The organism is Cellulophaga sp. BC115SP (assembly GCF_009905545.1).
GTDB classification, from domain to species: domain Bacteria; phylum Bacteroidota; class Bacteroidia; order Cytophagales; family Spirosomataceae; genus Flectobacillus; species Flectobacillus rivi.
The window spans coordinates 320,890-345,763 of sequence record NZ_JAAALB010000002.1 but is presented as its reverse complement, the minus strand read 5'-3'; the positions used below and the strand labels follow the sequence as shown (position 1 = coordinate 345,763).

18 protein-coding genes are annotated in these 24,874 nt (G+C 38.1%); 14 read left to right on the top strand and 4 right to left on the bottom strand.

The features are described from left to right. The first annotated feature begins 483 nt into the window (after positions 1-483). Positions 484-3,075, top strand: a complete 2,592-nt coding sequence (locus tag GVN22_RS02850; RefSeq protein WP_166549561.1) for a penicillin-binding protein 1A — start codon at positions 484-486, stop codon at positions 3,073-3,075. 158 nt (positions 3,076-3,233) lie between these two features. Further along, complete coding sequence (gene hemF, locus GVN22_RS02845; protein WP_166549560.1) at positions 3,234-4,130, top strand: oxygen-dependent coproporphyrinogen oxidase; 897 nt, start codon at positions 3,234-3,236, stop codon at positions 4,128-4,130. A 339-nt stretch (positions 4,131-4,469) separates the two neighbouring features. On the opposite strand, the gene GVN22_RS02840 is transcribed toward hemF, so the two are convergent. The 3 genes from GVN22_RS02840 to GVN22_RS02830 all read right to left on the bottom strand — a co-directional run bounded on the left by GVN22_RS02840 (position 4,470) and on the right by GVN22_RS02830 (position 6,984). Further along, entirely contained in the window at positions 4,470-5,273 is an 804-nt protein-coding gene (locus GVN22_RS02840; protein ID WP_166549559.1) for a murein L,D-transpeptidase family protein, read from the bottom strand. A 60-nt stretch (positions 5,274-5,333) separates the two neighbouring features. Next, positions 5,334-5,738, bottom strand: a complete 405-nt coding sequence (locus GVN22_RS02835; protein WP_095163519.1) for a hypothetical protein — start codon at positions 5,736-5,738, stop codon at positions 5,334-5,336. Positions 5,739-5,889: 151 nt separating this feature from the next. Next, a complete protein-coding gene (locus GVN22_RS02830; RefSeq protein WP_166549558.1) occupies positions 5,890-6,984 on the bottom strand; it encodes an o-succinylbenzoate synthase in 1,095 nt (364 codons plus the stop codon). A gap of 376 nt (positions 6,985-7,360) precedes the next feature. Here GVN22_RS02830 and lpxK point away from each other — a divergent pair, with 376 nt between their 5' ends. The 4 genes from lpxK to GVN22_RS02810 all read left to right on the top strand — a co-directional run bounded on the left by lpxK (position 7,361) and on the right by GVN22_RS02810 (position 14,498). Next, a complete protein-coding gene (lpxK, locus tag GVN22_RS02825) occupies positions 7,361-8,419 on the top strand; it encodes a tetraacyldisaccharide 4'-kinase (protein ID WP_166549557.1) in 1,059 nt (352 codons plus the stop codon). 51 nt (positions 8,420-8,470) lie between these two features. Next, positions 8,471-10,444 (top strand): putative porin, encoded by a 1,974-nt coding sequence (locus GVN22_RS02820; protein WP_166549556.1) that lies wholly within the window; start codon positions 8,471-8,473, stop codon positions 10,442-10,444. Between the two features lie 201 nt (positions 10,445-10,645). Next, the gene (locus GVN22_RS02815) at positions 10,646-11,227 is read left to right on the top strand and encodes a tRNA-(ms[2]io[6]A)-hydroxylase (RefSeq protein WP_166549555.1); all 582 of its coding nucleotides are present in this window, start codon (positions 10,646-10,648) and stop codon (positions 11,225-11,227) included. Between the two features lie 241 nt (positions 11,228-11,468). Then, positions 11,469-14,498 (top strand): PD-(D/E)XK nuclease family protein, encoded by a 3,030-nt coding sequence (locus GVN22_RS02810; RefSeq protein ID WP_166549554.1) that lies wholly within the window; start codon positions 11,469-11,471, stop codon positions 14,496-14,498. 157 nt (positions 14,499-14,655) lie between these two features. Here the strand turns inward: GVN22_RS02810 and GVN22_RS02805 are convergent, their stop codons facing one another. Next, complete coding sequence (locus GVN22_RS02805) at positions 14,656-15,093, bottom strand: FKBP-type peptidyl-prolyl cis-trans isomerase (RefSeq protein WP_166549553.1); 438 nt, start codon at positions 15,091-15,093, stop codon at positions 14,656-14,658. 178 nt (positions 15,094-15,271) lie between these two features. On the opposite strand from GVN22_RS02805, the gene GVN22_RS02800 reads away from it, so the two are divergent. The 8 genes from GVN22_RS02800 to GVN22_RS02765 all read left to right on the top strand — a co-directional run bounded on the left by GVN22_RS02800 (position 15,272) and on the right by GVN22_RS02765 (position 24,780). Then, the gene (locus GVN22_RS02800) at positions 15,272-16,276 is read left to right on the top strand and encodes an oxygenase MpaB family protein (protein ID WP_166549552.1); all 1,005 of its coding nucleotides are present in this window, start codon (positions 15,272-15,274) and stop codon (positions 16,274-16,276) included. Between the two features lie 382 nt (positions 16,277-16,658). Further along, entirely contained in the window at positions 16,659-16,943 is a 285-nt protein-coding gene (locus tag GVN22_RS02795) for an SCP2 sterol-binding domain-containing protein (RefSeq protein ID WP_166549551.1), read from the top strand. Positions 16,944-17,043: 100 nt separating this feature from the next. After that, positions 17,044-18,402, top strand: a complete 1,359-nt coding sequence (gene mnmE, locus GVN22_RS02790; protein ID WP_166549550.1) for a tRNA uridine-5-carboxymethylaminomethyl(34) synthesis GTPase MnmE — start codon at positions 17,044-17,046, stop codon at positions 18,400-18,402. A 29-nt stretch (positions 18,403-18,431) separates the two neighbouring features. Then, complete coding sequence (locus tag GVN22_RS02785) at positions 18,432-19,517, top strand: LacI family DNA-binding transcriptional regulator (RefSeq protein WP_166549549.1); 1,086 nt, start codon at positions 18,432-18,434, stop codon at positions 19,515-19,517. Positions 19,518-19,599: 82 nt separating this feature from the next. Further along, complete coding sequence (locus tag GVN22_RS02780; protein ID WP_166549548.1) at positions 19,600-20,571, top strand: aldo/keto reductase; 972 nt, start codon at positions 19,600-19,602, stop codon at positions 20,569-20,571. A 191-nt stretch (positions 20,572-20,762) separates the two neighbouring features. Then, on the top strand, positions 20,763-21,311 hold the full coding sequence (locus GVN22_RS02775; RefSeq protein ID WP_166549547.1) for a hypothetical protein: 549 nt from the start codon (positions 20,763-20,765) through the stop codon (positions 21,309-21,311). A gap of 296 nt (positions 21,312-21,607) precedes the next feature. Beyond that, on the top strand, positions 21,608-23,248 hold the full coding sequence (locus GVN22_RS02770) for a polysaccharide lyase (RefSeq protein WP_166549546.1): 1,641 nt from the start codon (positions 21,608-21,610) through the stop codon (positions 23,246-23,248). A 107-nt stretch (positions 23,249-23,355) separates the two neighbouring features. After that, positions 23,356-24,780, top strand: coding sequence for a BNR repeat-containing protein (locus GVN22_RS02765; RefSeq protein WP_166549545.1), 1,425 nt, complete (start codon positions 23,356-23,358; stop codon positions 24,778-24,780). The last annotated feature ends 94 nt before the right edge of the window (positions 24,781-24,874 follow it).

Here is a 24,874-nt window from a genome sequence, read left to right as displayed (position 1 = left end):
TCGAACCCCCGGACCTGTTACAGTCAACAGTTTTCAAGACTGCCGCAATCGACCACTCTGCCAGCTCTCTGTGTTTTGATGATGCAAAATTAGTACTTTTTTACTTTGCCTCCAAATTCGTTCTGCAAAAAAAATAAAATAAAATAAGAGCGAAAAGCTCCTGTCTTTGATTTTCAAGGAGATAAGGGGTGAAAAAAAAATTAAAAAAAATGTTTGGGGTAGTAGCTCAATTATTGATTTTGGCATATTATTGGCTTTTTTCTGTAAATTCTTTTCTAACTGTGACCTTTTTGCAAGCGCCCCATGCAGAATTATCGGAGATTGTTTCTGACTGTTGGTAAAGGGATTTTTGGTCTGAGAATATATTCTTGTTAAATGAGCTTAAAAGGAGCTTAAATTATACCCTCAATGCTACGTTTAGACTTGGAAGTATTACCACTTTTATTGTAACTTGTCATTCGTTTTTCCCAGACAGAAAAGTATATGATAAATAAAATAGGTCAATTCCTTAAAAATCTTGGAGTTAAACTTTTTCGACTGATTTGGTTTTTGCCAAACCTATTATTAGAGAAAGTCCTTGGTAAACAGAAACTCGCTGCTTTCTATCAACAATTTAACTCGGCTCAAGAACAATACGAAGAAAAGAAAAATCAACTGCTCGATTCACTTGGAGTAGATAAAGATGCTCAATACTATCTTGTAGTACGTAAACTTTGGAAGGCTTTTGCTTGGACAGTCTTTGCAGGAGTTTTCTTTATTTTCACGATTGAAAATAACTTTTTATGGCTTACAGGGGAGATGCCTTCCGTAGGCGAACTACAAAACCCCAAGCTTTCACAGTCTTCTGAGATATACTCTGCTGATGGTGTATTATTGGGTAAGTTTTTTCAAGAAAATAGAACGCCTATCAAAAACTACAAAGAGCTTTCTCCTTATTTAGTAAAAGCTTTGATTGCAACTGAAGATGCCCGTTTTTATGAGCATTCGGGGATTGATTATCGTGCTATGTTTGGTGTAGCTGTTGGTATTTTGAAAGGTGGTGAACGTGGAGGTGGTAGTACTATTACTCAGCAGTTGGCCAAAAATCTTTTTAAAACTCGTAAAAAAGAAGGAATTGCTAAAAAAGGCTTGCTAGGAGTGATTCCAGGAGTAAAAACTTTGATTATTAAGACAAAGGAATGGCTTACCGCTATTAAATTGGAGCGTTATTACACTAAGGACGAAATCATTTTGTGGTACTTAAATACGGTAGATTTTGGCAGTAATTCTTACGGAATTAAGGTGGCTGCTAAGCGTTATTTTAATACTTCTCCAGATAGCTTAAATATTCAAGAAGCAGCTGTGTTGGTTGGTATGCAAAAAGCTACAACTACTTATAATCCAATCAAGTATAAAAATAAACCTTTGGATGAAAACAAGTCTTGGAAAAGAAGAAATGTAGTTTTGTCTCAAATGGTAAAATATGGCTTCTTAAAGCAAACACAGTATGATTCGTTGGCAACATTACCTATTGTTTTGAAAGAGCATGAGGAATCGCCTTATGATGGGACTGGTAATTATTTCAAAGTAGCTGTTGCCAAATACCTAACCGAATGGGCTGCAAAAAATGAAATTGAATTAGACTTGTATCGGGATGGTCTAAAAATTATTACTACAATTGATTCTCGTTTGCAAACCTACGCTGAGGATGCTGTTTCGGAAGGGATGCGTAATATTCAGAAAACTTTTGATGGACACTGGTCAGGTAAAAATCCTTGGGTGGACGAAAAAGGAAATGAAATCCCTGGGTTTATCGATACCGTAGCCAAGCGTACCGAATATTATAAATCTTTGGTAAAACGTTTTCCTACCAATCAAGATTCGGTTTGGCATTATATGAAGAAAGTGAAGCGTAAGATGTGGGTGTATTCAAGAAATACAGGTGGCGAAGAGCAAATGGAAATCACTCCTTACGACTCTATTCAATACTACAAGAAGTTCTTGCAAGCAGGGATGATGACCATGGACCCTTTTACGGGACATATCAAAGCATGGGTAGGTGGACTAGATTTTAAGTATTTCAAGTATGACCACGTTCGTCAAGGAAAGCGTCAGCCTGGTTCAACTTTCAAGCCTTTTGTATATACCGCTGCTATTGATGGACCGAAAGATCTTTCTCCTTGTTATGAAATGAAGGATGAACCTTTCGAAATAGAAGTAGAAGAAAAAGGAGAAATGAAGCTTTGGCGCCCAAACAATGCAGATGGGCATTTTAGCTATCAAACTATGCCTATCAAGCGTGCGTTGGCAAAATCTATCAACTCTATTACTGCTAGATTGACTGATGAAGTTGGGGCAGATACTGTTATGTATTATGCCAAGCAAATGGGTATCGAAAGTCCATTACGCCCAGTGGCTTCTATTGGCTTAGGTTCTTTTGATGTGTCTTTGTATGAAATGGTAGGAGCTTATTCTGCTTTTGTGAACGAAGGTATTCATGCTGAACCTTTATTGGTTTCTGAAATTCAAGATCAAAATGGTAATGTAATCCAACATTTTGATGCTCAGATTAAGAGAGTTATTAAAAAAGAATCTGCGCAATTATTACTTAACATGTTACAAGGAACCATCTACGAAGGTGGTACAGGTAGTAGTTTGTTGTGGGGCGATGGTGCTAAATTATTACCAGAAAAGAATCGATATGCTCCAGCATTTGCAGGTAAAACGGGAACTACTTCTAACCACTCTGATGGCTGGTTTATGGGGATGACCGCCAATCTCGTCACTGGGGTATGGGTCGGAGGTGATGACCGCTCGATTCACTTCCGAACGGGGGCTTATGGAGAAGGTTCCAAGACAGCAATGCCGTTGTATCGTAGGTTTATGCTTAAAGTGAAAGGAGATCCTGATTTACAGCAATACCATCCTGTGCCTTTTGAAAAATTGGATCAAAAGAAATTCACTAAACAGTTTAATTGTACTGGAAACTGGTGGGGCGAAAGTCGTTCTAGCAACGATAGTACTGCTGTTTCTTCTGATTCTTTGGGCGGAGGTACTGGTGGTGGTGTCGAGGTAAAACCTGACTCTACGAACTAATACTAAAGATTTAAACTTTTGAAAAACACTAATATAAATTTGCTTTGCAAGTTGGAAAGCAAGGTGTATTAAACAAAGTAAAAATAGGCACAGGGTAATTTTTAGTTTAACGCTAAAAAATACTCTGTGCCTATTACCTTTGTAAAAACAACAATAAAATGGTTACTAAAGAGGAAATAAAACTATACTTCGAAGGTTTACAAGACCAAATTTGTGCTGCTTTGGAACAAGCGGATGGTGCTGCTAAATTTCATGAAGATTTATGGATTCGTGAAGCTGGTGGCGGAGGTCGTAGTCGAGTGATTCAAAAAGGGAATGTTATCGAAAAAGGTGGCGTTATGTTCTCGGCAGTATGGGGCGACTTACATGAGAAAATGTTGGCTTCAATGGGGCTGAAAGAGAAAGTAGATTTTTTTGCTACTGGAGTATCTATCGTTATTCATCCACAAAGTCCAATGGTGCCAATTATTCACATGAATGTGCGTTATTTCGAAATGAGTAACGGGGTATTCTGGTTTGGTGGTGGTATAGACCTGACTCCGCATTATATCGTAGATGAGGATGCTCAATGGTTTCACCAGCAATTAAAGGACGCTTGTGATAAGCATAATGTCGAGTATTACCCTAAATTTAGAACATGGGCTGACGACTATTTCTTTAATACTCATCGTAATGAAACACGTGGTATCGGCGGTATCTTCTTTGATTATCAAAAAGTCGATGAAACAAGAGATAAAAATCAGCTATTTGAGTTTGTGAAATCGATAGGGGAGGCTTTTGCCCCAATTTATACCTATTACATGAATAAGAACAAGGATATTCCTTATACCGAGCGTGAGAAGGAATTTCAGGCACTTCGTCGTGGTCGCTATGTCGAGTTCAATTTGGTGCATGACCGTGGAACGAAGTTTGGGTTGGAAACCAATGGCCGTACAGAATCTATTTTGATGAGTATGCCTCCAATGGCTCAATGGGTTTATAACTACCAAGCCGAAGAAGGTTCTGAAGAAGAACGTACACTTTCGTTGTTGAAAAAAGGTATTGAGTGGGTGTAGGGTAATTTGAAAATTTGGTGATTTGAAAATGGAGCATTTGAAAATTGATTACAAACTTTGATCAAATTGATAATGATGTTGAAGCTGTTTAAACTTTTCAAAAGACATATTATATTGATTGATTCTTCGTCTTACTTTTTGTCTTGATACAAAAAGTAAGACGAAGAATCAAGAATTTATAAACTCGCTTCGCTCAAACAGTATAAATTCATTGCTGACGCAAGCAATTTTAAGAAAGTTTAAGCAGTCTTTTTTAATATCAGGCACGTATCATTTCTTAACACGCTATCTCTCTAGAAAATCATTTTCAAATCTTCAAATCACCAAATTTTCAAATTATCAATAAACATATTTCCCATTTCCTGTTACCTTAAATGTCTTGAGTTGTTTGTGAGTTTCAAAATACTGATAACGTGGTTGGAGTTGTGCCCAAAATTGTTGCATGGCATCGCTATTGATGACTTTGTTGCCAAGCCAAGGACGCCAATATTCGATGTATTCTGGACTTTTACTGTACGTTTTTAACTCCTCAAACGATTTCTCATCCAGTCTTGCAGGGAAAATGTCGACTGGGATTTTTTCTTGACCAGCATTTCTAGCTTCAATGGCCAAGATATATACCTCTTTTATTTTGTCGTCGGTAATAGGAATACAACCTGAAGTTACATTGGTGCCATGGATGAATATATCTGAGCCTGGTTTAAGTTTGTTACTCAAAATTCGATCAGCTTCATTTGGGTAATTTAATCCTAACGAGAGATAAAAACTACTCATGGGATTAAAGCGATTGATATGATAAAGCCCTTCAGGAATTTGCATATCACCCTCTTTTCTTTTGGGACCTAACGACCCGCAATAGCCTGCAAATGCATAATCAGTTATATGTCGAAATTGCTCTTCTCCAAGATTTCTACCCCAAATTTCTACTATTTTTTCATTTTTAATGGCTCTGAAATACAATTCCAATTGGCTGGGTTGTAAATGTTTGGAGGCCAATAAAGCAAAAACCGCTTCTGATTTTTGGTCATAAGCGGTTTGTACTCGTTCATATTTCAATTGCAATGCCTTGAAATCTTCTACCATAAATGCTGTTGTCAAGAAAATAGAAGCAACTAATGTGCTGATTAATTTGAAGTTACGCAATGGGAATCTGTTTTGGTTAAAAAGAAATTTTAATCGTTCTCATTATTGTAACCCTAGGTTCTATTCTGCTTTCCAAACGATTTTCTTTTGTTTTCCTACGATAAATACGATGCGAGTAGGACTAGGTAACAATATCAGACGAGCATTTGCGGCTGGATCGTCAACAAACTCCACTTCAACACCTGCATCTCTTCCGACTTCAATCGCACCATCGGCAGTTACTACGAATTTCTTCGCTAGGTAAGCTGTTGGTAATAATACGTCAGACTCTGGACAATATTCATCGTGTACTTCTTTCAAGATTCCTTCTAAAAAGTCTCCATATTCGTCGTTGAAGTCATCTTCCAAATCGTGAAGTTCTTCTTCAATGTCATCATAGCTAGCGTGGTCGTAGCCCATTTGGCTCAATTCTACTCTTTTCTCGAATAGGGCTAGTAAAGCTTCGTCTAATTTTTGCAAATCCATTGTTGGGAATGTTTCGTGTTTTGACTTTTTCCGAAACTAGGTTCGGGTGTTATTTCAAGTTTTTTAAGATACTTGAGATAAAAGAAATTTCACAAAAATAACAAATGACCTTTAACCTAATAGCATAAATTGAAAAATTTCGCTGAATCGTCTATACCAAAAAGTTAAGAATAGATAAATCCCAAGGTTTTTCGGCTTGATAAGTCATGAATCCTTTTTCTATAACCAAAGGTGAAGGAATATTGTTATGATAAAGTTGTCCTGTACCCAATCCTTGCGGAAGAGGGTTGGCAAATTCGGCAGCAAACTGTGTAATAGCATTAAGTCCAACATTTGACTCAAGCGCTGAGGTCATCCACCAACCAATCTTAAGTCGGTTGGCATTTTCTATCCACTCTCTACATTGTTGAAATCCTCCCACTAGTGATGGTTTGAGGATAATATATTGAGGCATAATTTTTTTGAGTAATTTATACTTCTCAGGATATTCCTTCATGCCGATTAATTCCTCGTCGAGTGCAATAGGAAGTGGCGAAGTTTGGCATAACTCAGCCATGATTTCGGTATTCCCTTGTTTGATGGGTTGTTCAATAGAATGAAGCTCATATTCGGACAATCGCTTGAGTTTTTCGAGTGCCGTATCAAAGCCAAACGCACCATTGGCGTCTACACGTAGGGTGATTTCATCTTTGGAAAAATGCTTACGGATATAACCCAACAACTCACATTCTTTTTCAAAATCAATCGCACCAACTTTCATTTTGATCGTTGTATAGCCCGCCGCTAGCTTTTCATCAATCTGTCGAAGCATAAACTCTTTATCGCCCATCCATATTAGCCCGTTGATAGGCAAATTACGTTGGTTTTGATGAAAACCATTGTCATAAATGACCCTTTTCCCACCATTTAGTAAGTCTAACATGGCAGTTTCGAAACCAAAAACTATAGAAGGGAAGGATTTGTCAAGAACTTGGTCTAAGATAATGCTCAAATTCCAAGAAAAAACTTCTAGGTCAAGCGTATTAAAATACTCGCAGATGCTCAATAATTGAAGCTCAAAATCTGGTCGGTCGTCGATGCTCAATCCTTTCAAAGGCGCACATTCTCCCAAACCGAAAACATGAGGGTTTTCGGTATCAAAAATTTTAATAAAATAACTATCTTTTTCTGTTAGAACACCCCTCGACGTTCCTGCTTCAAACTTGAAGTGGAGTGTATGTTTTGAAAAGACCGCTTTGAGACTCATTTTTATGTATTAATAAGGACGCAAATAGGAGAATGCCCCGTTTGGTTGATGACAATTATATTGGAAAAAGGCGGATAATGTGAAGACCTTAGAGGTTGAATAATAAATTCTTCAATTATCATAAAGCTCTTTTAGAAGCCCTGCGAAAATCTACTTGGCGTGGCTACAAAGTAAAAATTAAAAAACAATTTACGATTTTTTTACTTTGTAATGAATTGACTTTTAGAATATTGTCTAAAATTGTTTTGCCAGTTACTCGTTAAACTTTCTTAAAAGGGAGGTGAAATTAGTAAAAAGTCGTTACTCTTTCAGAATTTTGTCTTGTAAAATCGGTCAAATAATTGAATTTATTTAAAAATCGATGTTCAATTAACTTATGAATATTATACTAATAGGTCTGTTGCGACCTTTTTCGATATTATATGGTTGGATTACCTCTTTCAGAAATCTACTTTTTGATTGGGGAATAAAATCGTCAAAATCTTTTGATTTACCCATCATCAATGTTGGCAATATTACCGTTGGTGGAACAGGCAAAAGTCCCCATGTCGAATACTTGATTCGACTATTACAACCTTACTATTTACTCGCAACTTTGAGTAGAGGCTATGGTCGTAAAACAAAGGGGTATCTGTTAGCAAATCCACATTCTACAGCGGAAGACCTTGGCGATGAACCTATGCAATTTTATCAAAAATTTGGACATCAAATTTCTGTAGCCGTTTCCGAAAAAAGAGTTTTAGGCGTATCCGAACTTATGACAGGAGTACATCCTGAGGTAATCGTGCTAGACGACGCTTTTCAGCATAGAGCCATCAAGCCATCCCTAAATATCGTTTTGATTGATTTTCAAAGACCTATTTTTAAAGATTTCCCTTTTCCTGCGGGACGCTTGCGCGAAAACAGAACTGGACTGAAGCGAGCTGATATTGTGATTGTGTCCAAATGTCCAGACAATCTTGGGAAAGCACAGCAACAAGGTTTTATCCAAAAACTCAAGCCATATTTGAATGAAGCTAGTCCAGTGTTTTTTTCGACAATTCAATACGGTGAAGTTACTTCTTGCATAGATGACTGGGTGCTCCAAATACCAAAGAAGGTAGTATTGCTGTCGGGTATTGCACAACCTCAATTGTTTGAAAATTATGCAAAAGCTACCTTTGAAATCATTGAAAATATCGTTTACCACGATCATTACTCTTATACTAAAGCCGATATTGAAAAAGTTTTAGTAATACTTGAAAAAGCAGAAATAGGAGCCAAAGGCGTTTTAATGACAGAAAAAGACATGGTGAAAATAAAACCATTGCTGGCAGACTTTCCTGATAAACAGCACCTTTTTTATTATTTGCCTATTCAAATTGGTTTTGATGCCAATCAGAAAAAACAATTTGACGAGCTGATTTTGAGTCATTGTCAAATGTACGTATCTTAATTCTCACAGATATTATGCCGAAGGATTCGGATAATGGATTAATTTTGCAGGGTGAAAACATCGCAATATCTTATACTCGTATTTACACTGCTGATTTCTGGCAGTATTTTTTCCCAAACTACCACTAGTAATACTTTTTCTACAGGTGGTTTAGGGAACAATAATGGCTTTCCACCAGCCCAAACCCAACAAAAAAAGACCAATCAAAAAGGCGGTTTAGATGATTCTACAAAGGTTATCTACGGACCTACTTCTAGTCGATATTTTTTAGAGGAAGATGTTTTTAATAATCGAAAGAAACTTTATACTATCGATACTCTTTTAAAGGGTTTTCATAATTATAGCACCATTTTACAGCGCAATAATACGTATGTAGATTTGGGGTTATTAGGTACAGCATCTCGTCCATTATTTTACCAAGCTCCCGACCAATTAGGCACTCGAATTGGGTATGATGCCTATTCGTTGTATGCCATAGAGCCTAAAGATGTCAAATATTACAACACTCGATCTCCTTATTCGGACATATATTATGTGACAGCAGGTAAAGGGCAAGATATTTTAGATTTTGATTTTAATCGAAATATAGATTCGCTCTGGAATGTGGGCTTGACTTTGCATAGAATTACTTCTACTAAACCATTGGTAGGAGGTACAACTACTACAGGGACCATTCCTAATGCTATCGGTCATTGGGAGTTTATGCTACATTCGAACTATCAGAGTAAAAATAAGAAATATACCATTATGGGCTATCTCAACAGATTTGACCATAATATTATTGATGAGGGTGGTGTAGCTCGTAATGGCGTACCGTACGATTCATTGCTCTTGTACGACGACAATAATGCCATTTTGACTAGTGCCAATAGTCGTGATACCTGGAATAACGTCCACGTGTATCATGAATATGCAGGATACAAAGCCTTTCAAATCTTCCAAACCTTGGATTATGAGAGTAGAAAAACACAGTTTGTCGATAAAACATATTCTACTAGCTTGACCAGTAAATTTTATGCTTCAAGTTATTTGAAAAGCCCTGCCTCTACAGATACCCTATACAATGGCTTTAGTTCGAGTACATTTCAGCATAAATCTGGCATAAAAGGTTTTTACAAGGGCTTTAATTATCGTCTTCATTTTCGACAAAGAATCTTGAATTATACCAATTTGTTGAATAATGATAAACTGAGTAGAAGTGAAAACTTTGTAGGAGTTTGGCTCAATCAATATTTAAAAGATAGTACAAGGTTTTTTGCGGAGGGTGAATATCATGTAGGTAGTGGCTATCGATTGAATGCAGAATTGAGGGGCAAGTGGCTCAACTTCGGTGGAACTTTCTTTAGAAATGTCCCAACGTTGGCGCAGCAGTATATGTATAATAGCTCCTATAGATGGTTAAATGATACAGTTTCGCAGGCAAACCAGTTGAAAAACTTACAAGTACTAAGTTTTTATGCCAATGGTACCATAAAAATCAAGAACGTTATATTTAGCCCATTTGCAAGTTTTCAGACGATTGACAACTACATTTATTTTGATCAAAAGGCAGTTGTCAAGCAGTCAACAGGTAGTCCAATTGCCATTTTTAGAGCAGGTGGAACAGTGGGTTTTCAGTCTGGAAAATTTACCAATATCAACAATATTTATTGGGCTTATACCAAAAGCTCTGATTTGATTCGTATGCCAGCCATTACGATTAACTCACGTTTGGCGTTGGATATTTTGTATGCTAAAGTGCTTTACATCCAAGCAGGTTTGGAGTTATATTACAAGTCTGGCTATTACGGCGATGCCTATATGCCTGCGACGCAGCAATTCTATTTACAAGATACTCAGTACTTAAATAGTAATTTCCAAGCGGATATTTTTGCTGATATGCGAATCAACCGTGTGCGTGTATTTTTCAAATTATCTCATGCTAACCAGCGATTGTTGGGCACTAATGGCTATTACATTGCGCCAGGATACGCAGGTATTGGAAGAACTTTTGGTTTTGGGGTTAGATGGTTGTTGTTTGATTAATTTAACAATAGAATTTATAGGCTTCATGCTATCAGCTGTAGGTATTAGGCAAAGGCATATATGAATTTTTGAAAAATATTTTTGCAGAAAGCCAAATGTCAAATAGTTGATTTTAATTTTTCATTCCTACCTGACATCTAATAACCGATATACAATTAACAGATAGCGTCTTTTGCTAAAGAAACTTAATTTTAAACTTCCATGCTTGGACTTAAGCTTCCGACAGACCCACGTTGGGTAAATATTGCTGAAAAAAATATCGCTGAAATTCTTATTGACCATGCCTATTGCGAGCAGAAGGCAGCTTCTTCCTGTATTTCACTGATTATTCAATATCCTGAAAGAGAAAAACTACGAGAGGTATTAATGCCCGTTGTTTCGGAGGAATGGGCTCATTTTCGCATGGTAATTCGTGAACTCGAAAAAAGAGGCTTGGCTCTCGGTAAACCCCGTAAAGACGAATATGTAATTCAGTTGAATGCTAGTATCCGTCACGGAGGCACTCAAGATCAGCAGTTGGGAGAGCGACTTTTTATCAATGCACTTATTGAAGCTCGTAGTTGTGAGCGTTTTAGAATATTATCTCAAGAGATTCAAGATGACTCTTTGAAAAAGTTTTATCATGAACTAATGATTTCAGAAGCTGGACATTATGTCAATTTTATAGACCTTGCCAAAGAATACCTTCCAGCAGAATATGTAAAACAACGTTGGAATGAGTGGCTTGAGATAGAAGCCAGCATTATTACGAATTTAGAAATTCGAGGTGATAGAGTTCATTAGTGGAGTGATGAGTTGTGAATTGTAACTTAGAACTGTACGGAGGATTTCCAACAATTGCGGATTTGAGATTTCTGATTTCGGAAATAAAATGAAATACCTTTTTTTTACAAAATATAGAAGCTTACACTTCCGAAATCCCAAATCCGATATCCGAAATAGACATTTTTAGACTTCTTCATACACGACTCACTCAACATTCACAACTCTCCGCTTTCACCTAAAAAACCTTAAAGACTATTACATGGAAACCTTTCTCGAAAAAGCTGCTGCTCATATTTTTCAAAAACACAGTATTCATCAACTAAGTAATATTTGTATCGTTATTCCATCTCGACGTGGGGTTTTGTATTTTAAACAAGCTCTTGCTAATCAGGCCGAAGCTCCATTTTTGGCGCCTGATGTGATGGCGATCGACGATTTTGTGATGAATGTGACGGGTCTAAAACAAATAGATCCAGTGGCTTTGTTGTTCGAATTGTATGATGTTTTCAAAACAATTGATCCTTTAGTTGTTTTTGAGCGCTTTATGACTTGGGCTCCAACTTTATTAAATGACTTTGATAAAATAGATCAATATCTCGTCGAACCCAAAAAGCTTTTTAGCTTTATGTCTGAGGCAAAAGCCTTGGAACGCTGGCAAATGCAATTGGGCGAATCTCAACGTGACCGCCTCAAAAGCACCGAACGTACCGATCGTTATTTTAAGCTTTTTGAAAATATTCATGAAGTATATAACCTTCTACAAGCTCGTTTGCGCGAAAAAGGACTCGTGTATCGTGGCATGGCGTATCGTGAATTAGCCGAGCACGTAGGTACTTATTTGTTGGATAGTCCACAACATAAAAAATACTATTTTGTAGGCTTTAATGCCCTCTCGAATGCCGAAGAAAAAATCATTCGTTCTTTATTGAAAAGAAAAGAAGGGAATGATTTTTTTGCAGAAACCCTTTGGGACTCTGACGCCTATTACCTTTCAAATAAGGACCAGAAGGCAGGAAACTGGTTGAGAGATTATCGTACAGGCAACAATATGCCAGATCAATTACCTTTGTTCAATAATGAGTGGAATTGGGTATCAGATGAGTTGCTGAAAGGTCGAAAAAATGTACAAATTATAGGCGTTGCCAATGCTTCGATGCAAGCCAAAGTTGCTGGGAAAATCTACGCAGATTGGAACCAACAAATAGAAGGACAAACGCAAACGGCCATCGTGTTGGGTGACGAAAACTTACTGGTGCCTGTGATGAACTCACTAGGAAAAGATGTTGCCAATCTGAATATTACGATGGGGCTTTCACTCAAAAACTCGATGCTTTTTACCCTCATCGATGCGATGTTTGAAATGCAACGTAATTTGGTGGAGTTCAAAAATGCAGAAGGAGAAACAAAGCGTATTCCTAAATTTTCGTATCGACAAGTGGTACGTATTCTCAATCACCCATTTGTGCGAAGATATGAGGCAATGCATTATCCTTTGGTTGAGGAACTTATCGAAAATGAATCATTACAAAATCCGATTCGTCAAACTTTACGCGACATTACTGTTCATAATAAAGTGTTCTTGAGTTCGAAAGAATTAAAGGAAATGGGGCAAGATGACCGACTTTTCAATATTGTGTTTAATCACTGGGAACAAAAACCTAAAAAAGCCGTCGAGCAGTTTTATGCCCTAATTGATTTATTGCGAGAAGTGTATCGTGAGCGCCAAGATGCAGTCGAGAATGAATACTTGTATCAGTTTTATTTGCTGTTACAACGCATGGAAATGATTTTGGCAGAGCGAGGCGAATCCGTTTCTATCAAAAGTTTTAAGACCTTTTTGTATGAACTAATCAAACAAACCAAAATACCTTTCGAGTCCGAAACGGATCAGCGTTTACAAATTATGGGTATGCTCGAAACCCGAACGTTGGATTTTGAAAGATTGATTATTTTATCGGTCAACGAAGGTGTTTTGCCACAAGGCAAGCGACAAAATACGCTAATCCCGTACGAGGCACTGTCTGATCCACAGTTTAATTTACCAACCCATAATCACGCGGATGCCGTTATGGCGTATCACTTTTTTAGACTTTCACAAAGAGCCAAGGAAGTGGTATTGGTACATGTGTTGCCTTCGGATACGTATGGCGCAGCCGAAAAAAGTCGTTTTATTTTGCAAATAGAACATGAACTTCGCCACCTCAATCCGAACTTGAATATTACTCAAAATCAAGTCAATTTCGAAACAGAAATTACAGCAGAGGAGGAGGAAAGCGGACTAAAAATTGAGAAAACGCCCGATATGCTCGCGATGATTGAACAGGAAATCAACGAGCGGGGTATCTATCCTTCGCATATTAATCAGTTTGTGGATTGTTCGATGCAGTATTATTTCAACAAAGTAGCAGGTATTGCGCCAGAGGAGGAGGTAGCCGAAAAGCTGGCTTCCGATTCATTTGGTAACTGGATTCACAAAACTTTTGAAAATATAGACACAGCATTTTTAAAAGGGGATGATTTAATCGAAAAAACAGATGGTATTATTCAGCAATCAGATTTAGAGTTTGTATTGAAAAATATAGATTCCTATCTCAAAAAAGCATTTGAACAAACCAATCCAGGACTTCGAATGACTGAAGGCGAAAACTATATTTTATATCAAGTAGGCGAGACTTTAGTTAAGAAGTTTTTGAAATTTCAGATAGCCAATGAAGCCTTTCCGATTGAACTACTAGATGCTGAGAAAACACTCAAGGTAGGCCTAGAAGTAGAAGTAAATGGCAGAACAATCCCTTTTAAATTGGCAGGTCGCATCGACCGCATCGACCGCATTCACGGCGACCGCATCCATGGTCGGACGGTGCGAGTAATTGACTACAAAACAGGTTTGGTAAAACCCGAAGATTTGAAGGTGAAAACAGACTTAATTGATGAAGTTTTGTTAGAAGAACCAGATAAAGGTAAACTTCGTCAGCTATGGTTGTATAAGTATATGATTCTGAAAAGGATGATGACACAATATGGGCTGAGCATTAGAGGAACAAGGTTGAAGGCAGATGAAAATAAGGTAGTGTCAGGAATTTACTCTTTCCGAAATATAGAGGCAGGTTTGTTAGAGCAAGATTTTAAGTTTTCAGATGATGAAACTATCGAAGAATTTATGATTTCGTCAGAAAAATATTTGGCTAAATTTTTAGAAAAACTGCTTAATCCTGAGATACCATTTTCTCGTACAGAAGATAGAGATATTTGTACTTATTGTGATTTCAAACGCATTTGTGGAAGATAGGGGAAGGAGTTTTGAATGATGAATTGTGAATTAGGGCTGTACGAAGGATTTAAAAACAAAACTTAGACCTTCGTACAGTTCTAATTGTGAATTAGTGATTGAATAAATATTTTCCCATTCACTCATTCACAATTCACTCATTCACCATTAAAAAAATCTAGTTGGTTTTCAACAACTCAACTTCAAAAATCAACACAGCGCCACCAGGGATGTCTGGACCTGCACCACGTTCGCCATAAGCTAAGTTATGTGGCAAATAGAATTTGTATTTACTTCCCGTAGGCATCAATTGCAAACCTTCTGTCCAGCCAGAAATTACTTGGTGCAAACCAAAAGAAATAGGATCGTTGCGCAACACGCTACTATCGAAAACAACACCGTCGATAGTAGTACCGTGGTAATGTGTCAAAACTTTTGCAGTTGGTCCTGAAGGTTTTGGTCCAGTACCTTCTATCAATACTTCATATTGTAAGCCACTAGCGGTTTCGATAACCTCTGGTCTTTTTTTGTTTTCTTCCAAAAATGCTTTACCTCTAGCGATTTCGTTTTCTAAAACTTCACGAAGCTGTGCACGCTGACGCTCAAAAATGTTCATGTGATAAAAATTTATTAAATGAAAAATGCTTCAGAATCAATTGCCCGAAGGCGATACAAAATTACAAACTTTCCTTTTATGAATACCTTTAAACAAAAAAAGGTTACAGTCCGTTAGATTATTGAAATAACCAAAGTCGCGTTTTCTTGGTTCAAATAAGACACATAGATTCAATTTTATGAAAAAACAAGCTATAAAGTCTACCAGATATTTTTCTAATCAAATGCTCGAAGACTCCCGTCAGCAAGGTGACCAGCTAGCAGACAATTGTATTCAATTGGTATTTGAACAAGTTGGGATAACTGGCTTGAGAACTTTTTTTCAATGGCTAGTCAAAGAAGATTTTGATTGGAAAAATCAGTTAGATTTTGTGCAAAAGTATTTTCAAGAAAATGCTGTTTTTCCTTCTTTTTACCAAGAAAGAGAATTCCAAAGAGGTTTAGATTTTGCCCAAAAACACCAAGCTGATATTGCCTTAATGTTGGGTTGTTTGTCATTGCCGTACTGTTACGCAGGTGCAGATGGGGCGAAAGTTTTATGGATGTCAGAGCGGATTGGAAAAGACACCAGAAAACGCTTAGAGGAAACAGGAAGTTTTGTTTTTGGTGTATTAAACCCCAAACAGTGGAAAATCTCAGAAGCTGGTATTCCGATCGCAATGTTGCGTATTTTGAAAGTTAGATTGATGCACGCTTCTATCCGTTTTTTTACTTTACACCATCAAACTTGGAATACCAAGGATTGGGGATTGCCTGTAAATCAAGAGGATATGGCAGGAACCAATCTTGCCTTTAGCTATATTGTGATTGTGGGTATGCGCAAAAATAATCTTTCATTCACCGATCAAGAAGCAGAGGCATATCTGCATACTTGGAATGTTATTAATGCTATGATGGGCGTGGAGATAGGGTTGTTGCCACAAAATCTTCGTGAGGCTTTTGTTTTAGCCAAAGCTATAGCCAAACGACAATTTCGAACTTCAGAAGAAGGAGTTGGTCTAACAAAATCGCTTCTAAAAGCATTGGAAGAGTTTATAGAGAATCCATTATTGAAAACCATTCCAAGTGCCTTTATGCGTCATTTGTTAGGAAAAGAAGTGGCAGATTTACTCCAAATTCCTAATAATCCTTTAGAAGAAAGATTAGTGCCTTTTATTCCTGTTAAGGCGGTGTTTGGGTTTTGAGGGAGAGTGGCAAAGGCTGTGGAGTGCGAAGTGGCAAAGGCACAGAGGCACAAAGGTGCAAAGTGTTTTTAGTGGTTGAGGGGTAAAGGTTTTTTGAGTGGCAGAGGCAAAGAGGTTTTTTATTGAAGTTTAAACTATATTAAATCCAAATCCTTTTTGCCCTTGCTATTTTTACCTAATATTCATAATTCACGCTGTGCCTGTTCGCTCTACCACCAGACGCAAGCATTGCGTCTCTACCGAAAATCCCTTTGTGCCTTTGCGCCTCTGCCACTTGTGCCTTCTTTCTGCCTCCCTCCATTTTGATTTTACAATTAAAATTCGTATGCTTGCATAATAATTTTATTTTCAAAGCAATCAATACCTTTTATCATATATACAAATGAACTTTTCTGAAATTTTTGACAAAATCTCTAGCCTAGCATCTCAAAAAGGTGGTTTAGGAAACTCTATCAAATTTGCTACAGACCAAGGAAACATCCATATTTCAGCGGATGGCGTTGTGACTAATACAGATTCACCTGCTGATTGTACCATTTCTGTAAAAGCAAGTGATTTGGCAGAATTAATGACAGGTAAACTCAATCCAATGACGGCTGTGATGTTTGGTAAAATCAAAATTGCAGGAGATATGTCTATTGCCATGAAGCTACAATCTTTGTTCTAAGATTTTGGCAGAATCGTTTGGTATGATAAGAAACCCTTTATGCTTAACTTTGCGTTATGGTTAGCAAAAGCAATCATACCAAACGATTAAAAACGCATTCATGAATCAAGATACCATTTGTGCATTAGCCACAGCGCAAGGAGTAGGAGCCATCGGAGTGATTCGGGTATCGGGTCCTCAGACCATCGACGTAGTTCAAAAAATATTTAAAGGTAAAAATCTTCATCAGCAACCTTCGCATACCATTCATTTTGGTACCATTCGTGACGACCAAAATTTGATTGTAGATGAAGTCCTCATATCGCTTTTTAAAGCACCCACTTCGTACACTAAGGAAGATACCATCGAAATTTCATGTCATGGGTCTGATTATATCATTCAGAAAATACTTAAGCTTTTATTGAAAAATGGTGCTCGCTTGGCTAATCCGGGAGAGTTTACACAACGTGCATTTTTGAATGGACAACTCGATTTGGCACAAGCCGAAGCCGTAGCAGATTTGATTGCGTCAGATTCGGAGGCGTCGCACCAAACGGCCATTAATCAAATTAGAGGAGGGTTTTCAAAGCAAATCGCGCAACTACGAGAATCTTTGATTCATTTTGCTTCGCTAATTGAGCTTGAATTAGACTTTGGCGAGGAAGACGTAGAGTTTGCTGACCGTGACGATTTACGTCAATTGATTCATCGAATTCAGAGTGTATTAGTGCCTTTGATTGATAGTTTTGAGATGGGAAATGTGATCAAAAATGGTGTGCCAACTGTAATTGTGGGCAAGCCAAATGCTGGTAAATCAACCTTGCTCAACCGACTATTAAACGAAGAAAAAGCTATCGTTTCAGATATTGCAGGAACTACCCGCGATGTTATTGAAGATGAGCTGTTTATCGAAGGTATTCGTTTCCGACTGATAGATACAGCGGGTTTGCGCAAAACCAATGATACCATTGAGGCAATCGGAGTGGAGCGTACACTGCAACAGATGGAAAAAGCTAGTATGATTATTTATTTGTTTGATGCCTCAGAAATTAGTCTAGCGGAAATCGAAGAACAAATACAATCATTTAATGCTCCTTACGTATTAGTTGGAAACAAACAAGATAAGCTCAGTGTACACCAAAAGCAGGAATTTGAAAAAGCCTATCCAGTCATTATTTGGATTTCTGCTTCTGAAAACCAGAATATCGAAAGCTTACAGAAAACATTGGTTCAAAAAGTCAAAACCAAGGAAATCAAAGCAGGAGATACCGTTGTGACCAACCTTCGTCACTATCAACATTTATTACAAACCAGCGAATCTTTGAATCATGTGTTAGAAGGTTTGTCAAACAGTATTACAGGCGATTTTCTCGCTCAAGATATTCGTTTTGCGCTCCATCACTTAGGTGAAATCACAGGGCAGATAACTACGGATGATTTGTTAGCTAATATTTTCTCTAAGTTCTGTATTGGAAAGTAGGCTTTTTTTGTAAGAAAATTCCATAAAAAATGCCCTTAGATATTTCTGAGGGTATTTTTAGAAGAAATAAAACCTTTACTACTCGTTCCTTGAAAACCAAAATCAATATCCAAACCCTTGCTAAAGAACTCAATGTTTCGACAAGTACTGTTTCGAAAGCCTTGAATGATAGCCACGAAATTAGTGACGAAACGAAGCGTAGAGTATTGGAGTTGGCGACAAAATATCAGTATTCACCCAATCCTCATGCGAGCGGATTGCGCAATAACAAAAGCAAAACTATCGCTGTTGTTATTCCAGAAGTTGGAAATAGTTTTTTTGCTTCGGTCATCAAGGGTATCGAATCGGTGGCTCGTGTGCAAGGCTATCATGTCCTGATTTATTTGTCCAATGAGAGTTTTGAAAAAGAACGAATGATTCTTGAAAGCTTGCAATTGGGAAGAATTGACGGGCTTCTGATGTCGTTGGCGCTCGAAACACAAGAGTTTTCGCATATTCAAAATCTCCTTTCTCAAGATATCCCTTTAGTGTTTTTCGATCGGGTTCCACAAGAGATTCAGGCTCATAAGGTTGTAACGAATGAATTTGAATTGGGCTACAGAGCGGTACAACATCTGTGGGATAGTGGTTGTCGACAAATTGGTTATTTGTTGAATGGAACATCGAATTCTACCTTAAATCTGCGACAGCAAGGATTTCTTAAAGCTCTTTCAGAAAAAAATATTACTAATCCCGAAACCCATATTGTCGAGATACCGAAAGAGATTTCGGATGATACCTTTTTTCGATTATTACAAGACAAATCTTTCGATGGGGTTATTGCCTCGGTTGAGGAATTGGTGACGCCTTTGTGGTCGGCCTGTAAATCGGGCGCATTGGTGATTGCTCAAGAGCTGAAAGTTTTGTCATTCTGCGATTTTCCATTGGCTACGGTGTTGAGTCCCACCCTTACCACAGTAAAGCATCCAGCTACAGAAATGGGCAAAAAAGCCACAGAACTACTGATTGCACAAATTGAAAAACCAAGGAAAACCTTGAGTTTTCAGTCTATTATGCTTCAATCTGAAATTATCCCTAGAGAATCTACCTTAGCTCTTTCGAAAACGATTTCGTAAATAAACCTTTCTACTTTCTAATAAACTCTGTAAAAAATCCAAGAAATTTGAGGTATTGATATACAATCAAAACGCTTTGAATATGGAATACAGAAAATTTGGTCGTACAGGCTGGCAAGTGAGCGAGGTGGGTTATGGTATGTGGGGCATGGCTGGCTGGACAGGTTCGGAAGAACAAGAAGTAAACAATGCTTTGGATAAGTCTATTGAAATGGGCTGTAACTTTTTTGATACGGCATGGGCTTATGGCGATGGTTTGAGTGAAGAGATTTTGAATAAAACACTCAAAAGACATGCTGAGAAAAAATTATACGTAGCTACTAAAATTCCACCGAAAAATAGAATTTGGCCTTCTCAAGCACATTTCAATATCGCTGACGTTTTTCCTGCGGATTATATCGTTGAATACACTGAAAAGAGTTTGAAAAATCTTGGTGTTGAGGCTATTGACTTACAGCAATTCCATGTGTGGGAAGATGCTTGGGCACAGCACGACGAATGGAAGGAGGCAATTACCAAATTGACTAAAGATGGCAAGGTGTTGTCTTGGGGCTTGAGTGTCAATCGTTGGGAGCCAAACAATTGCTTGGAGACCCTGAGAACTGATTTGATTGATGCCGTTCAGGTGATTTATAATATTTTTGACCAAAATCCAGAAGATGTTTTGTTGCCATTGTGTCGTGAAAAAAATATTGCAATCATTGCTCGAGTACCGTTTGATGAAGGAACCTTGACAGGCAATTTGACGAAAGAAACCGTTTTCCCAGCAGAAGATTGGCGCTCTACTTATTTTGTTCCTGAAAACCTCAATTCAAGTGTAGACCATGCTGAGGCGTTACGTCCATTGATTCCTGCTGGTATGAGCATGGCCGAAATGGCAATCCGATTTATTTTAAGCAATCCAGATATTTCTACGACGATTCCAGGAATGAGAAAAATCCGTAACGTGGAGTCCAATATGGGCTGTAGTGATGGAAAAGGACTTTCTGAACAGCTTTTACAAGAATTGAAAGGACATCGTTGGGATCGTACTCCAACTGAGTGGAGCCAATAGATAGACAGATTATTAAGGCTTTTATACAAAAAAGTACCAAGTGTATCAGACATCATCATAGTGTGCCAAGTGTGGCGTTGATTTAGCATAAAAACAATCTACTGAGTTTCAAAAACAAACCTCGACAAAGCGTGCAAGTCGAGGTTGATAAACTCCAAAACTCAGTGGGCTAACAATCAATAACCATGAAAATGATGAAGAAAACACTTGGTGCTTTTGCTTTTATTGCGGCTTTATGTTTTTCATTGACAACCTCAGCTCAATTTGGCGGAGGACCTCCTCAAGGCGGTGGAGGCGGTGGTATGCGTCCTGATTTTGAGGGACGAACACCTGAGCCACCAGACCCAGAAAAAATGGTAGAGCAGGAGGTAAAATGGATGAAGAAAAAGCTCAAACTCAATCCTGATCAAATCGACCGCGTAACAGATATTTCGACAAAATATGCCTTGGCACAAACGGATTTTATGCAAAAACAAATGCGTTCTCGTGCAAGAAACTCTTCTGAAGATGGTCGACCGTCGGAAAAGGATATGCAGAAAAATAGAGAAATTATGGAAAAACTCATGAAAGATAAAGATCATGAAATGAGTGAAGTGCTAACCGCTGCGCAGTACGAAAAATATTTGAAACGTCGTGAAGATATGCGAAAGTCTTCTCAACAAAACCAACAAAGCCGTGGTGGATTTGATGGGCCTCCTAGTGGAGGCGGTGGCTTCCAAAGAGGTGGTGGGTCTTTTTAATTAATTATACATCAAACCAATAAAGTTTTATGATAACGCCGTAGGTGCCTAAGAAGCCAATACTATTGGATTTCTTTTGTACTTACGGCGTTTTGTTATTTAATAGCATAGACTAAGTAATAATGAAAACATCAATAACCTATGCCTCAATTTGGTTTAGTTTTGTTTGCTGGTAAAAACCTATAAATTCCTGCAAAAATTATATATAGTATAGCCTAATGCACAGCCTAATTTTGTAGGGTCTTACTTCGAGTAGGTGATAGCTTAATCACCTCAACCCTAAATATATCATACTTATGCATAAACAAATTGGCTTAGGCGTACTGTTCGTTTCATTGTTAGGAAGTATATCCGCAATGGCGCAATACCCAACTATCCCGCCTGAATTAGAGGCAAAAGAAGAAGCTGCTGCAAAGGAAGCAAAGCAAAAATCAGAGGAGGCTTGGAAAAAAGCTTATCTCATTGTTGAGCAAGACCATAAGAAAGGGAAAATCTATGTACCTAATGCTTCCAAACCTTCGGATTTGCTTAAAGCTTCTATTCCTGCATTTCCAGGGGCTGAAGGCGGTGGCGCTTACACGACTGGTGGGCGTGGAGGTAAAGTATATGTGGTGACAAATCTCAATGATAGCGGTGCTGGCTCTTTCCGTGAGGCCTGCGAACAGGGTGGCGCTAGGATTATCGTTTTTAATGTAGCAGGTATTATTCGTCTCAGTTCTCCTATTTCTATTCGTGCTCCTTACGTTACTATTGCTGGGCAAACGGCTCCTGGCGATGGCATTTGTATTGCTGGCGAATCGGTTTTGATAGATACCCATGATGTTATTATTCGTTATATGCGATTTAGAAGAGGCGAGACTAAAGTTACTCGTCGTGATGATGCTATAGGTGGTAATGTGGTAGGTAATATTATGATTGACCACGTGTCAGCAAGTTGGGGATTGGACGAAAATATGTCGATGTATCGTCACGTATATGACCGAGAATCAGGAAGTCCTTTGAAATTACCTACGGTAAATATTACGATTCAAAATTCTATTTTTTCAGAATGTTTAGATACTTATAACCATGCCTTTGGAAGTACCATCGGAGGGTTGAATAGTACCTTTATGCGAAATCTTTGGGCAAATAATGTGGCAAGAAATCCTTCGATTGGCATGTATGGCGATTTTGGCTTTGTCAATAATGTAGTTTTCAACTGGTGGAATCGTTCTGCTGATGGAGGTGACAATAAATCGTTTTTTAACTTCATCAACAACTATTACAAACCAGGTCCTATTACTCCTGAAAACCAGCCCATTCGTTATCGTATTCTCAAACCAGAATCGGGGCGTTCGCCAGAAAGTAAAAGCCTTTATGGAAAGGTATACGCCAATGGAAATATCATGGAAGGCAATGAGCGTGTGACCAAGGATAATTGGGATGGAGGAATTCAGATTGAAAGCCTTCCAAATGCTGGTAATCAAACTGACAGTATGCGCGTCAATCAGCCATTTCCTATGGCAAAGGTTACACAGATCTCGGCAAAAGAGGCGTATGATTACGTGTTGACCAATGTAGGAGCTAATCTTCCCAAACGTGACCCTGTCGACACACGCGTAATAGAGGAAGTTCGTACGGGTAAAATTGTCTATAGTGCAGATGCCCAAGCACCTACAGGAGGACAATATATCAAGAGAAGATTGCCTGCTGATAGTTACAAACAAGGTATCATAAGTGATATTAGTCAAGTAGGGGGCTATCCAACCTATACAGGTAAGCCTTATAAAGATACCGATAATGATGGCATGCCTGATGCGTGGGAAACCCAAAAAGGCTTGAATCCCAAAGATGCAACTGATGCAAGTGCCGACCGTGACAAAGATGGTTATACCAACATCGAAGAATATCTGAATAGTGTAGTTCCATTGAATGGCGTAGTGCCCACAGAAAAGTAGCTTTGGATAAGATAAATAGGCTCAGTAGAAGGAATTTCTATAGAGCCTATTTTTTTATGATTTAAAAAACACCTACTTTGTGGTTACATCTTTAGCACTACATTCTGATGAACCGACATTTTATTAAAGAAGTTTTATTCATCGTATTTATGAGCTTTGTTCATGGAAGCATTGCTCAAAAGCCAATCAAACCTATAAAGACTATCTTGTTGACTTTTAAAGCCTTGACCGTTCAAGGTGATTATGGACTAAATATCAATGGGCAGGCTTTTCAAAAAGAAGCATTAGCAACCTATAAAAGCTTTCAATACGGAGGATTTTATAATGCTAGTCGCCAGCTTTGTATTTTTCGGAGAAACCTTCGCACTAACAAAATAGATATCCTTATTTTCCCGTACATTCTGAGTAAAGACGATGCTCATAATACCATTTCATTGGGTTTTTGTGCCAATGACGGTACGCTTCATATCGCATTCGACCATCATAATAATACGCTTAACTATATCCGTTCGAAAAAATATTTATTAGATTTTCCTGAAAAAACATCTTGGAAACTAAGCCAGTTTTTACCGCTTTCGCATCAATTGGATGAAGAAATAGAGGAGGTAAGCTATCCAAGTTTTGTGTCTATGCCCAACGGAAATCTGCAACTTTTTTATAGAAAAGGTAAAAGTGGTGATGGTCAAACTTGGATGGCAACTTATAAAGCTCAAAAATCTCAATGGCAAGAACGCCATGCAATTGATAGTCCAGAGGGCTATTTTGAAGATGATTTGGATAATAGTCGTTCTCGAAATGCCTACTATAATGGTTGGGATTATGACAAAAATGGAGTGCTTTATACCACATTTACTTGGCGTGAAAAAGCTGATGGAGCAAACCATGATTGGATATATGCATTCAGTAAAGACCAAGGAAAATCGTGGAAAAATAATCGTGGTGAAATAATCGCCCATGCCGATTCGAATATATTGATGAATGTGGCGTCCAAACACTCGATTATTCGAACCATTAATCGTAAACAGTCTTTGATGAATCAGCAGGCGCAGGCAGTAGACTCAAAGGGGCGAACTCATATAGTGTACTGGAGCAAATTACCGAATAAGCCTTTTAAAGAAGGAGATTTTTGGGATAGAAAGGCTAGCGGATATTATCATTTGTGGCGAGATACCAATGGCAAATGGTATGAAAAACTTATCATCGCTCAGGCAGGCACACGCCCACAAATCTTGTTTGACGCCAATGACCATTTGTATCTTCTCTACTATAGACAATCAGCTTGCGAGAAAATAACGCACTCTATCTATTTTGAAAAAGGGGAGTTGGTGATTCTGAAAGCTACGAGTGAGAGCCAATGGAAGAAGTGGAAAATCGTTGGCATCGATACTCATCATCTTAGTATTCTCGAACCCAAGCCCGATGTTTCTCGTTTCCAACAAACTGGAATTATATCTCTAATGCAGCAAGCTCCTCCTACCAAAGCTGGCATGTCTTCTCCTTTGAGCATATTGGAGTATCAAATCAAGCCTTAGAGAGGCAATATGATTTTAGATTTTGGATTGACGATTTCGGAATAAAAATTACCTTCTTGTCTAGTCCGAGACTTAGTCTCGGACTATCATTTGT